This is a genomic window from Streptococcus sp. 2018WUSS126 (genome assembly GCF_044427425.1).
GTDB classification, from domain to species: Bacteria; Bacillota; Bacilli; order Lactobacillales; family Streptococcaceae; genus Streptococcus; species Streptococcus hashimotonensis.
Map to the genome: position 1 here is coordinate 1 of NZ_JAOTGB010000031.1, position 11,157 is coordinate 11,157.

An 11,157-nucleotide genomic window follows, 5' to 3' on the forward strand; every position below is an offset into this window, starting at 1 on the left:
GTATTTTTCTATGATGCGGAGCATTATTTTTATCTTTAAGTGCTTGCTTTAATTCTTCGACTTGTGTTTGGGTAAGTTCTTTTGTCATAATACCATTATAACGCTATTTTTGATTTTTGTTAAGTATGAGCATTACTCCGCGCCAATTGTTCCGCCATTTTTTTCTGTTGATTCATCACAGATTGCTGATGCTGTTCTGTCCGCCAAAGGTTAGCAGCTTCTTGGAAATTCGTTGCACGGAAATCCTGTAACAAGACCAACATGCCTGCAAAATCTGTCAAATTTGCAAAATTATCAGGAATCAGAGACAAGAAATAAAGAAGTGTCTGGTTGCTTTCCAATGCTAACTTATCTGCAAGGAGCGACTGATATTCTTGAGAATGTTCCGCTTCAACAGTTGCTTCTTGAGTGACCTTCTCAAGTTGTTTCTTACTAAGTACATTTACAGTATAATTGAGACCGAAAGCCGAATGTTTTTTATTAGTCGGTCTAGCCATAAGCCACATAAAGAGACGGACTGTAGCCTGCCCAAATAGATACATCAGCCCCATCAGGAAAAGAGCGTTGAAAAAATTGTTGCCGAGTTCAACCGCTCCCATCAGGGCAAAAATGATACCACCAATATTTCCATTCCGATTATACTTAGCTGTTGTGGCCTGTTTAACACGTGTACTAATAGTCTGTTCAACAATAGAAGACATTTTATTCTTAATAGTAAAGAATTCATCAATCTGCACATACAAATACTGCAAAATATCAATGAGTTCCTCGCGACCAAATTGGTTTATATTTTGTTGTTCTGCCATTCTTTCCTATCCTCTTCTCCGTTTTTTTGCATAACCTAGTCCAAGACCAGCAAGGGCCGTGTAGCCTAACAATACCAAAAGGCTTTCTTGTGAGCCCGTTTGTGGCAGCTGTCTATACTTTTCAACTCTGCTATAAGTGATTGGCTGTAGCTTAGTACCTGCAGTTTGGTTGCCATCAAAGTAGCCCGCAATCTTACCAACTTTATCTGTGATAGCAATCGGTTGACCGCCTGCATCATTGATAGCTTGTCGCTGAGCCATAATCTGTGCTTGAGTATAAGCCTCCTTCACAGCCTCATATTGAGCTTTAGCATCACGTTGGTTCTTCAAGAATTTGTCCAACTTATCGATTTCAGCGTCAAGGGTTGCTTTAGCAGCAGTGTGAGCCTTGATAGCTTTTGCAAGCTCCGCTTGAGCGTCTGCAAGGACTTGGTCAGCATTTTTGAGTGCTGTAAGCTTAGCCAATTGTTCGGCAAGTTGCGATTTCAATACAGCGATTTCATCTGCAATCTTAGCTTCTTCAGCCTTCAATGCCTCTACTTTCGATTGAGCTTCTGCAAGAACGACTTCGCTGGTAGACTTAGCTTCTTTCAGTTGAGCCAATTTTGCTTCTTCAGCAGCCAATTGACTTTTCGCATCTTCAAGAGCTTTAGTCTTAGTTGCTACATCTGCGTTGAGGTTGTCAACAGCTTGTTGAGCCTTAGCCAAGCGAGTTTCAGCAGCTTGACGAGCAGCGGTTGCACTTGTCAAGGTAGCCTGGGCTGCTGGTGTTTGGTCAGCGATTGCTTCAAGGCTTGCAATGGTTGCACGAGTTGCAGTAAGTGCTGCCTGAGCCTTGTCATTTGTAGTTCTTGCCTGAGCAAGAGTTGCTTTGGCACTTGTGTCTGCTGCGACAGCTTTTGCTTGAACCGATTTCGCATCTTCAAGGGCTTTAGTCTTGGTTGCTACGTCAGCGTTGAGGTTGTCAACGGCTTGTTGAGCAGCAGCAAGGCGCGTTTCAGCGGCTTTACGCACAGTGGTTGCACTTGTCAAGGTAGCTTGGGCTGCTGGTGTTTGGTCAGCAGTAGCTTTCAAAGTAGTCAATTGAGCCGTAGTTGCTTGTAAAGCTGATTGAGCTTGATTGTTAGCAGTCGTTGCACTAGCAAGGGTTGCTTGTGCTTGCTTGTCAGCTTGTGTCGCTTGAGCCTGTACTGTCTTAGCAGTTGCCAATTCAGCCTTAAGGGCTGTTGTGTCGTATGGTGATGCGATGGTGTCTGCGGTTGTACCATAGAACATTACGAAATGTAAACGTGCTGTTCCAGATGCAGTTACACTATTATCAACACCAATTGCATTTGTTGATGTTGGAGTGCTTACACGAATCATACTAGTCATATGACCAAAATTACTGTTGTAATCATTAATCATATACGATAAAACAGCGTTGTATACAAGGTTATACATATCTGTCATAGTTGTGGTATTAATTTTACCTGGAACCATATTTTCACTACCCCATGATACGTTATCATTTCCGTCGTTGGCTAATGCAGTACGACTGTGAGAAGTTGACCATGATTTATTTTCATCAGCATAATTTTGAGCAATTTGTTGAATTGCGTCAACGCTGTTTGTTGTAACAACAAATCCATGTTTACCCCAAACTTGATCTTGCAATCCATTTGCTAGGTGAGCATAGTATTGTGATAATGCTGTTACTTGTGTAGTTGTCAATCCAGATGGATTAACTACTGTTGTATCAATAGGTGTAACCGCATTAGATGCTGATTGAGTTGCGTATGCGGTTGAATACCAGTTATTAAGTGCATCAAACAACGCAGCTTTATTGGTTTGAGAGCGATCGTTTACAAACTTCTTATACGCATCGATAACATCTTGTGACAAGGTTGGTACGGTCATATTATCAATCGCTGCAATTTGTGCAGATAGCGTTGATACAGCTGTATCGGCAGCGGCTTTAGCGTCTGCTTTAGCTTTGGCATCAGACTGTGCTGTTGCAAGAGCTGCAGCTGTTTGGTCAGCAGTAGCTTGTTGTTGCGCTTGTGTTTCAGTAAGGCTTGCAATCTCGCTGGCCTTTTTGGCATCTGCGGCTTGGGCAGTTGCAAGGTCGCTTTGAGCTTTGGTTTCGTCTGCTCTAGCAACTTCAAGGTCACTTGCAGCATTATCACGTTCTGCGATAATTGTCTCTTTACCTGTGCCATCTAGAACTGCTTGTGCATTATCCACAGCTGTTTGAGCATTGTCCACAACAGTCTCTTGAGCGTCAATGGCCGCTTGGTCACTATTTACTTTAGCTTGTGCATCATCGGCTTTTGCTTGTGCTTCAGCTGTGTTTTCGGCGGCTTGAGTAGCCTTACTTTCAGCTTCTGAGATAGCTGTTTTTGTATCTTCTACAGCTTCTGCTGCTTTTGCAATGTTTTCATCAGTCGCTTTAGCCTTGTTTGCTTCTGCGTCTGCTACAGCGTCTGTAGCGGTATCAACAGCTTCTGTGGCTGCTTCTTCTGCAACAGTAGCATCAGCTACCACAGCAGTTTGGTCAGTGACAGCCTGGTCAGCAGCAGTCTTAATGCTAGCCGCCTGATCAACCGTTGCTTCAGTCGGTGTTTCTGTTACAGCAGCAGTACCATTGGTCACGATAACACCTGATACCGTCTCGATACCTACACTAGCTGTCAGAGACACCTCAGGGCTCTCTACAGGGCTTGTAGGGGTATTTACAGCTTCTTCAGCATGCACACCATTTGCAATTACAAATGAGCTAAGAGACGCTACTCCAATAGCTGTGCTCTTTATCAGTTTCTTGCCCATCAATTGAATCTCCTTTTTTAGCAATTAGGAAAGGCTTGGCTGTAAAGTCAAGCCTTGTTATACTAGTATAACAAGCGATTTGTCAAATATTTTGTGCAATATTTTCATTTTTTTGTCAAAAAAAGATCTAAAATTTTTACATACTTTTCCAAGTCAATAAGAGATAAGAAGAACACCCCCATGACAAAACTTTCACCGCTTAGAGAAATCCTCAAACAGCCCCATGAAAGCTTGTCATCAGCCCAAAGGAAAAACTGAAAGCATTATTTTCCATGCTCAAACTAATCAACACCTTAAATACAGGAAACAACTGCATCAATTTTCAGAAGCCCACCTTCCCATTATCAACATACTAAAGTAGAAGTACTATAGCAAATCTAACATTACTACAATATCAGAAAAAATTTGAGCCTAAAACCACCCTAGCCGCCAAACAAAGCAAAAAAAGAAACGCTGATAAATCAACGTTTCTTCATAAACTATACCGGCGGCCGATAATCAGCCGTTAAACTAAGTTAAAATAAATAACCAAAATAGGATAAAATCAAGATATTATCACTTATTACATTCTATTAAAAAACAATTTTTCGTACAAATTTTGCACAAATCATAAGAACTCTTCCTATTGCCTAGTATGAAGAGTTTTTTCATTAAAATTATTTATCAGTTAGTTCATAACGAATGATATCTTCGACATTGCATTCCAAAATCTCACATAGCTTATCTATTGTTTTTGTAGTTATCGATTCTCCTTTTTTCATGCGATGTAAAGTATTTGCTGATATTCCCTCTATTTTTATCAAGTAATACTCTGACTTATCTTTCTTGTTTAACGTTTCATAAAACGGCTGATACGAAATCATCTGATACCTCTACATAATTTTCATGTTATGTATCTACCGTATCATGCTTAATGTATTGACCATACTTAATTTATTGAGTATAATTGTGATAATGATGAAAGAGTGATTCCAAATTTTTTAATTAGAGGTTTGTTAGCAATCACAGTTCATCAAAAATTTCTGTTAAGAAAACTAAGGAGATTATTATGAAATCAAAAACTATATTAACTAGCTTGACGTTAATTGTCACATCTACCATGCTAATTGCTTGCTCAAACAACAGCAATTCAACAGATGGAAAAAGCTCTCCCTCAACAGAGCAAACATCGAATGTTGATAGCATTGAAAACTTTATTAAAAATAATAAAGACAGAATCAACAGTTATCGTGATAATTACTATGACAGCGGTATGAGGTCACAAAACGAAAAGCTTCAAGAAGAAGCTACGAAAAAAGGTGAACAACTTTATCTTACTTCAGAGGATGTAGACCCTCGATTAACAAAATTAAAAGTAGAGATTGGTGAGTATAATCATGATACTAAACGACTTGAAGTTAAGGTGACAAATAATTACAGTGAAGATATTATTGGTACCAATGACAATAACACAGATAATAACGAATTGCGTTCAGGTTTCACCATAAAAGGTTATTTTATGGAAAGAACTGGCATCAAACCTGCCGAAACTATCATGTCTGTACAATTCATGGAAACTATCAAATCAGGGGAAACCGTTACCCTAAACATTTTAATGCCTTATTACGAAGCAGACCGTATTAGCGGTAAACAAGATTATGCAAACGCTGAAATGGATTCAAAATACAAATTGATGGATGTTGATAGCGAAAGCCGCCTAGTTTACCCAAATAACGACCAAGGACAACTTGGTATGAACGCCATGTCTAACTACAGCAATATTTTCACCGAAACTCGCCTAGTGTTTAATGATTACCCTAAAGAAGCTTACATTACGGATGAAGAAATCGTTGAATACTACAATATGATGAAAGATTAAAACTAAGCCTTGCAAATGCAGGGCTTTTCTAATACTCTCATAACATCTCTATTGAAACTGCTTGAAAATTTTATGACGCTTAATCAAGGGAATTATATTATGCCTGTGTCTAAACATATAACCATTCAGCTACAAAAATCGTTATTAAAGAGAATACTTCCTGCCTTCTATCACCTAGATAACAGTGCAGTATTGAGCTATGTTAAAGCCGAAAAATAGCCCTAGAAGTAGGTGGGGGTCACTCTTTATTTCTATTGCTAAAAAGCGACTGTAATGCGAAGGAATTACGTGTTGTCATTGGAGGAATTAGCGAGAGCTGAACGCGTTAGCTTGTAGAAACGTAGACAAGCCCAGGCGTAGTCTAGTTGAAACAAGCGTACGAGCTAAGGAGGAAATGATAACAAAGGAATTTCGAGCTAGTCGCTAAATGGCGTATAGAGTAAGATTACTCCCCTACTTCTGGCTATTTAAGCCTTTAACATAGGGAAATGCTCCCACGTGCTTGCACGTGCAGAAGGGAGGAAATTTGAGTAAAAACCTCGGTCTTTTTTTCTGCTGAAATTGAGTTATAATAAATTTAGACAAAGAAAATAGTAGATTTCTGACAGATGAACGCGTAAGAAATCTACTAGCTTTCTCAATCATAACTAATGTTATGTTGATTGTAGTCATTATAGCACTGCGATTGGTGGAGGTCAATAAATTTCTTATTGTATAGCATAAGTTCTGATTTTGTCTAATAAATCAAAAGGAGAGCTATAATATGGCTTTAAACATTGTCGTTAATATTCCTGCGACTATTGGAAATATCTTTAAATTCAAAGAGTTTCGAAACAAGAAAAAGTTTAACTCTGATGAAATTATCGGAACTTCTATAGTTGTCTTTGATGGTTTCGGAAACGAACATACTGTTGTTATAGATAAACTCGCTGATAAACTGTCTGTCTTAAATACTTTAAAAGTATTTGATGATATAGAATTCCAAAATTTATCAGGAAAGGTTTATGGTACAAGTCGTGAAGATTCAACATTTGTACAATTGAGACTTGCACTTACTGCTGATGGTATTAGAAAGGTTGACTAGAATGGAAAATAAAACATTTCACCAGCTACAAAACGAAAAAATAGAGCGTGAAGCCCGAGTTAAAAAACGTGCTGAATTTCTAAAATCACATCAGAAGAACTACACGAAAATGATAGCTGAACTTGCTCATATGATTATTTATATGACTGACGGCAATCCGACAGACCAAGCTATCGCTACGATTTCTAATCGAATAGCTGACGATATCGTCATGACAGCTAAACAATTCAAAAATACAGCTCGCATTTTTGAAAAAGACGGCAAGTAACTTCACAACTGTGTTGTGTCAAAAATAAATTTGTGAAGGTATATTAATCTGCATAAAAAACCTCCGTCTTATGCAGATTGATCAATGCCTCAAACGATATACCTAGCTGTGAAATTCACAGCACAATCTCTAACTTTTGTGTCAAAAAAGGAGAAAATGCATGGCAAAAAAAGATTTGTCTGAAGTGAAGACACGAAGATACATCGCTCAAGTTTCTTATGCTTATCAAAAAAATGCTGACCCCGACCTAACCGAAGAAGCCTTTCGAGAAAAAATTATCAGGTTAGTAAAAACGCTTTGCACACATGACGGGGATAAGTTTTACATCATTTTCCATGATAAAGATTTAGACGAAAATGGTGAGCTGAAGTCCCTTCATGCACACATTTACTTCGAATTTAAAAACAGCCGATTTTATAGTTCGCTTTTCAAAACACTAGAGATTAGTCGCGAAAAGAATCTTCAAATTGTCAAAGATAAAGCACGAGTCTGTCGCTATTTAACTCATAGAAATGAGAAAGACATAAACGAAGGAAAATATCAATATGAGATTTCAGAGATAATTAGTTCTAAAAATGGTGACTATCGACTAGATATATGCGGTAAATCTAAAAGAGCTGATAAAAGGAAGTCTGAGCAAGAAGAAATAGATTTCTGCTTAGAGATTAGCTACCAAATTAGTGAATGTGGTCTCTTGTTAAATCCAGCCAAAGAAATGCTATTTGAAGAGTTTGATAGATTAAACGCTCAACAACTGTGGAATCGATATAAAAAGCAGTTTGAAATCAACCGTCAAGAGTATATAGATAAAGAGTTTATTCGAATGAGTAAGGGAAATCGAAATCACATCGGTCTTTATATTGAGGGCTCTGGCGGAACTGGGAAAACGACACTTGCAAGATTTCTGGCTGAAGAAAGAGATGAACACGGACAACATGCACCTTCAACAAACAAAACACGACTAGATTTAGGCTCTGGGTATGACGGGCAACGCACTATTGTTATCAACGAGTTTGACGCTTCGTGTGGAATTTCTTTTCGTGAATTATTCCAAATTTTAGAACCAGATGCCGTGACCCAACTCAGTTCTCGCTTTAAAGACGCTCATATCATCAATGACTTAACTATTATGACCAACTCCGATGACTTTATCGAATGGGCAGATGCTTGGTTTCCGAAAAAGAAAGAGTATCATCAACTTATGCGACGTATTCCATTCTTTGTAAAACTACTGAGTAAAAATGGTAAAACTATAGCAGAACTATATCACTATAAAGCAACAAAAGACAAAGGCGACAAGTGTAAAGAAGCCTATGAAAAAGTGAAGTCTTATAATTTAGGAAAGACTTTAGATGAAGAGCATTTGCGAAAACAAGCAAAAAGGTTGTTATCGGACATTCGCTCAGTACATCAGAAAAAAATCAAAAAAGCTACTACTTCTAAATCCTCTACCGACCAAAGTGAGAAGAGAAGTAGTAACTCGTTTGTGAGAAACAAGCAATAGAATCGTTGTTTCTATTGTAAGTATCTCATAATTTCAACAGATAGTAAAGATTGGAGTTATACTTATGGATATGATTACTGTACAACTTGAAAATATCGTTATCAAGCTACCAGATACACACTTGATTGTAGCCAAAAAAGATTATCAAAAACTACAGGAACAGGCTTACAAGGGACAGTATTGGACCTTGTCTGATGTATTGAGCCTGCTTTCAGTATCTAGGCCTTGGCTACTTGATAACGTCCTCTACAAACCTGAAATACGCTCTCAAATAGATATTGATAGAAACACAGAGGACTTTGTTAAATATCCACAAAATCAAGGTGAAAGATACTTCTTTCTTGCAAGTAAGACAAAAGAGTATTTTGAAAAAAATTTCAAAGACATTTTTAAATAAATATGATATGATAACCGAGATAATATCTTGGTTATCCTTTTTATAGAAAGAGGTAATCAATGTCAATTTCCTACAGCCAAAGAGGCAAGAAGAATCTATGGACTTATCGTATTTTCGATAAAACTGGAAAGCAACTCGCATCAAAAGGAGGTTTTAAAACAAAAACCGAAGCAAAACAAGAAGCAATGCCTTTAGAAAGTAAACTCATCAATGGATTAAATATCGATAAAAGTATCACGCTATACCAACTTTGGAAAAAATGGTACGAATTACATATTGTTCCCCAGGGTAAAATGCAATCAACATTAAATAAACATCTGAAACGCGGAAAACTCATCGAAGAATATTTCAACGATACACCCCTCAGAAATATTAAATCAAGTCAATATCAAGAACTCATTAACAACTACGCTAAAACAAACTGCAGAGATAATGTGTCTAGACTAAATAGTGAGGTCAAAAAAATATTAGATTTCGCAAGACAGGATAAAATAGATTTTCACGATTTTACAACTGGTGTTAATATTACAGGAAAACCTCCTCAAAAAACAAAAGAAGAAAGATATATCAATAGAAAATCTGACTATATTAAACTACTTGATTATCTATTCAAAAAAGCTGATTATAAAGAAAGTGTCATTCCTTATCTACTCTATATCCAACTTAAAACAGGCTTACGATTTGGAGAAGTTCTTGGGCTTACTTGGGATTGTATCATCTGGGAAACCAAAGAAATCTATACTTATAGACGATACGATTCTGTTAATCAAAAGTGGACTAAAGCAAAAACACCTGAATCTATTAGATATATTCCGATAGATGATGACACAATCAAAATACTTTATCGAATTCAAAAGCAACAACACCAATATATACTTTCAAATCCAGATAAAATGCTATTTGTAAACATAATACATGGAATCCCCTCTAACAAAGCTTGTAATAAACATCTACAAAGTATTTTAGAGCATTTGAATATATTTCCCCATAATATGACATGTACAGGAAATAGGCATACTTATGCTTCAATTCTCTTGTCAGAAGATATTGATATTTGGGCAATTGCAAAAAACATGGGACACAAAGATATTAAACAAATCACAGAAACATACGGACACCTTATAAAAGAAAAGGCAGAACTAGAGAATAATAAGGTTCGACAAGCCCTGCTTAAACTAAAAGCTAGTTAAAGTTATAAAACTTTGTACAAATTTCGTACAAAAAACAAAGAAACGCTGATAAATCAACGTTTCTTCTATATAAACTATACCGGCGGCCGGGGTCGAACCGGCACGCCCGTGAGGGCACTGGATTTTGAGTCCAGCGCGTCTGCCAATTCCGCCACGCCGGCATATAGTTGAACTGGGGTAGCTGGATTCGAACCAACGCATGAGGGAGTCAAAGTCCCTTGCCTTACCGCTTGGCGATACCCCAATATTAAAATAGGCGAGTGAGGGGAATCGAACCCCCGAATGTCAGAGCCACAATCTGATGTGTTAACCACTTCACCACACCCGCCATATAACACGGGCAGTAGGAATTGAACCCACACTGAAGGTTTTGGAGACCTTAGTTCTACCTTTAAACTATGCCCGTAAAGGTATGGAGAGAGAGGGATTCGAACCCCCGAACCCGAAGGAGCGGATTTACAGTCCGCCGCGTTTAGCCTCTTCGCTATCTCTCCGAAATATAATATTAAATTAATGGCGCGAGACGGAATCGAACCGCCGACACATGGAGCTTCAATCCATTGCTCTACCAACTGAGCTACCGAGCCAAATTCTTAAAGAAATTGCGGGAGCAGGATTTGAACCTACGACCTTCGGGTTATGAGCCCGACGAGCTACCTAGCTGCTCCATCCCGCGATAGTAGTAAGGAGGATGTGGGATTCGAACCCACGCACGCTTTTACACGCCTGACGGTTTTCAAGACCGTTCCCTTCAGCCGGACTTGGGTAATCCTCCAAATATAGTCCGTACGGGATTCGAACCCGTGTTACCGCCGTGAAAAGGCGGTGTCTTAACCCCTTGACCAACGGACCATATAATGGGCACGAGTGGAATCGAACCACCGACCTCACGCTTATCAGGCGTGCGCTCTAACCATCTGAGCTACGCGCCCAAACCAAGTTTGGGTATGAACTATGTTCAAAGCGGGTGACGAGAATCGAACTCGCGACAACAGCTTGGAAGGCTGTAGTTTTACCACTAAACTACACCCGCTTATATGGGAGTTAACGGGATCGAACCGCTGACCCTCTGCTTGTAAGGCAGATGCTCTCCCAGCTGAGCTAAACTCCCAATTTGCTAAGCGACTACCGTATCTAACAGGGGGCAACCCCCAACTACTTCAGGCGTTCTAGGGCTTAACTGCTGTGTTCGGCATGGGTACAGGTGTATCTCCTAGGCTATCGTCACTTAACTACTGAGTC

At 38.7% G+C, this 11,157-nt stretch carries 9 protein-coding genes, 12 tRNA genes and 1 rRNA gene; 6 read left to right on the forward strand and 16 right to left on the reverse strand.

The window, feature by feature from the left end; all coding sequences use genetic code 11:
* Window positions 1–119: 119 nt before the first annotated feature.
* The 3 genes from ODU34_RS09730 to ODU34_RS09740 form a co-directional block, all read right to left on the reverse strand.
* Window positions 120–806, reverse strand: coding sequence for a hypothetical protein (locus ODU34_RS09730; RefSeq protein WP_105179522.1), 687 nt, complete (start codon window positions 804–806; stop codon window positions 120–122).
* 6 nt (window positions 807–812) lie between these two features.
* Window positions 813–3,614, reverse strand: coding sequence for an SEC10/PgrA surface exclusion domain-containing protein (locus ODU34_RS09735; protein WP_398578482.1), 2,802 nt, complete (start codon window positions 3,612–3,614; stop codon window positions 813–815).
* 656 nt (window positions 3,615–4,270) lie between these two features.
* Entirely contained in the window at window positions 4,271–4,477 is a 207-nt protein-coding gene (locus ODU34_RS09740) for a helix-turn-helix transcriptional regulator (RefSeq protein WP_018166159.1), read from the reverse strand.
* Between the two features lie 185 nt (window positions 4,478–4,662).
* Between ODU34_RS09740 and ODU34_RS09745 the strand changes: the two genes are divergently transcribed.
* The 6 genes from ODU34_RS09745 to ODU34_RS09770 all read left to right on the forward strand — a co-directional run bounded on the left by ODU34_RS09745 (window position 4,663) and on the right by ODU34_RS09770 (window position 9,915).
* Complete coding sequence (locus ODU34_RS09745) at window positions 4,663–5,472, forward strand: hypothetical protein (protein WP_105179523.1); 810 nt, start codon at window positions 4,663–4,665, stop codon at window positions 5,470–5,472.
* A 763-nt stretch (window positions 5,473–6,235) separates the two neighbouring features.
* Entirely contained in the window at window positions 6,236–6,556 is a 321-nt protein-coding gene (locus tag ODU34_RS09750; protein WP_105179524.1) for a hypothetical protein, read from the forward strand.
* Window position 6,557: 1 nt separating this feature from the next.
* The gene (locus ODU34_RS09755) at window positions 6,558–6,824 is read left to right on the forward strand and encodes a hypothetical protein (protein WP_105179525.1); all 267 of its coding nucleotides are present in this window, start codon (window positions 6,558–6,560) and stop codon (window positions 6,822–6,824) included.
* 160 nt (window positions 6,825–6,984) lie between these two features.
* Window positions 6,985–8,328 carry a Rep family protein gene (locus tag ODU34_RS09760; RefSeq protein WP_105179526.1) on the forward strand — a complete coding sequence of 448 codons (1,344 nt, stop codon included), beginning with the start codon at window positions 6,985–6,987 and terminating at the stop codon, window positions 8,326–8,328.
* Window positions 8,329–8,392: 64 nt separating this feature from the next.
* Window positions 8,393–8,725: a DUF771 domain-containing protein gene (locus ODU34_RS09765; RefSeq protein ID WP_398578481.1), complete on the forward strand. Its 333-nt coding sequence runs from the start codon at window positions 8,393–8,395 to the stop codon at window positions 8,723–8,725.
* 59 nt (window positions 8,726–8,784) lie between these two features.
* Complete coding sequence (locus tag ODU34_RS09770; RefSeq protein WP_105179528.1) at window positions 8,785–9,915, forward strand: site-specific integrase; 1,131 nt, start codon at window positions 8,785–8,787, stop codon at window positions 9,913–9,915.
* A gap of 77 nt (window positions 9,916–9,992) precedes the next feature.
* On the opposite strand, the gene ODU34_RS09775 is transcribed toward ODU34_RS09770, so the two are convergent.
* From ODU34_RS09775 to rrf, 13 genes are all read right to left on the reverse strand, one after another.
* Window positions 9,993–10,076: transfer RNA gene (locus tag ODU34_RS09775), tRNA-Leu, on the reverse strand.
* Window positions 10,077–10,087: 11 nt separating this feature from the next.
* Window positions 10,088–10,159: transfer RNA gene (locus tag ODU34_RS09780), tRNA-Gln, on the reverse strand.
* A gap of 11 nt (window positions 10,160–10,170) precedes the next feature.
* Window positions 10,171–10,243, reverse strand: a tRNA-His gene (locus ODU34_RS09785).
* A gap of 7 nt (window positions 10,244–10,250) precedes the next feature.
* Window positions 10,251–10,321: transfer RNA gene (locus ODU34_RS09790), tRNA-Trp, on the reverse strand.
* Between the two features lie 7 nt (window positions 10,322–10,328).
* Window positions 10,329–10,409: transfer RNA gene (locus ODU34_RS09795), tRNA-Tyr, on the reverse strand.
* Window positions 10,410–10,429: 20 nt separating this feature from the next.
* A tRNA-Phe gene (locus ODU34_RS09800) sits at window positions 10,430–10,502 on the reverse strand.
* Window positions 10,503–10,517: 15 nt separating this feature from the next.
* Window positions 10,518–10,591, reverse strand: a tRNA-Met gene (locus tag ODU34_RS09805).
* A gap of 9 nt (window positions 10,592–10,600) precedes the next feature.
* Window positions 10,601–10,690, reverse strand: a tRNA-Ser gene (locus ODU34_RS09810).
* Between the two features lie 5 nt (window positions 10,691–10,695).
* A tRNA-Glu gene (locus tag ODU34_RS09815) sits at window positions 10,696–10,767 on the reverse strand.
* Between the two features lie 6 nt (window positions 10,768–10,773).
* A tRNA-Ile gene (locus tag ODU34_RS09820) sits at window positions 10,774–10,847 on the reverse strand.
* A gap of 30 nt (window positions 10,848–10,877) precedes the next feature.
* Window positions 10,878–10,948: transfer RNA gene (locus tag ODU34_RS09825), tRNA-Gly, on the reverse strand.
* A gap of 5 nt (window positions 10,949–10,953) precedes the next feature.
* Window positions 10,954–11,026: transfer RNA gene (locus ODU34_RS09830), tRNA-Val, on the reverse strand.
* A 5-nt stretch (window positions 11,027–11,031) separates the two neighbouring features.
* A 5S ribosomal RNA gene (gene rrf / locus ODU34_RS09835) occupies window positions 11,032–11,147 on the reverse strand.
* Window positions 11,148–11,157 lie beyond the last annotated feature (10 nt).